2 tRNA genes and 2 rRNA genes are annotated in these 645 nt (G+C 49.9%); all 4 read right to left on the reverse strand.

Going from position 1 to position 645, the window contains the following annotated elements:
* Positions 1–72: 72 nt before the first annotated feature.
* Positions 73–148: transfer RNA gene (locus AK95_RS04060), tRNA-Ala, on the reverse strand.
* A 94-nt stretch (positions 149–242) separates the two neighbouring features.
* Positions 243–319, reverse strand: a tRNA-Ile gene (locus AK95_RS04065).
* A gap of 11 nt (positions 320–330) precedes the next feature.
* Positions 331–447: ribosomal RNA gene (gene rrf / locus AK95_RS04070) — 5S ribosomal RNA — on the reverse strand.
* A gap of 110 nt (positions 448–557) precedes the next feature.
* Positions 558–645, reverse strand: a 16S ribosomal RNA gene (locus tag AK95_RS04075); the annotation flags it as partial.

Below are 645 nucleotides of genomic sequence, written 5' to 3' on the forward strand. Positions count from 1 at the left end.
ACCGGAAGATTATCATACCACATGATATCTTGCAGTTCAACCTGCAATTTATGGAAGTGACATGAAAGTTTATGGTGGAGCCAAGGGGGATCGAACCCCTGACCTCCTGCGTGCAAGGCAGGCGCTCTCCCAGCTGAGCTATAGCCCCATAATTTCACTCCAAAAGTGAAGTATGGCTTCGAGGTTCATTCCGATTAAATACCGGAGACCTCGTCACTTATCTTATGAAGTTAGTATTTATATGGTGGGCCCTAGTGGACTCGAACCACCGACCTCACCCTTATCAGGGGTGCGCTCTAACCAGCTGAGCTAAGGGCCCATATAAAATACGCTTGGCGACGTCCTACTCTCCCGGGACCCTTCGGTCCAAGTACCATCGGCGCTGGAAGGCTTAACGGTCGTGTTCGGTATGGGTACGCGTGGAACCCTTCCGCTATCGCCACCAAACGTATTCATGGTGAAAGAATTGATCTTTCAAAACTGACCAACGAGTGAGTTGGTTGACTTCATTGAAGTCATATTTGAATGTTTCCGTTGCAGGAAACGATTCTCCATAGAAAGGAGGTGATCCAGCCGCACCTTCCGATACGGCTACCTTGTTACGACTTCACCCCAATCATCTACCCCACCTTCGGCGGCTGGCTC

The sequence above is a fragment of the Paenibacillus sp. LC231 genome, assembly GCF_001860525.1.
Taxonomy (GTDB): Bacteria; Bacillota; Bacilli; order Paenibacillales; family Paenibacillaceae; genus Paenibacillus_AQ.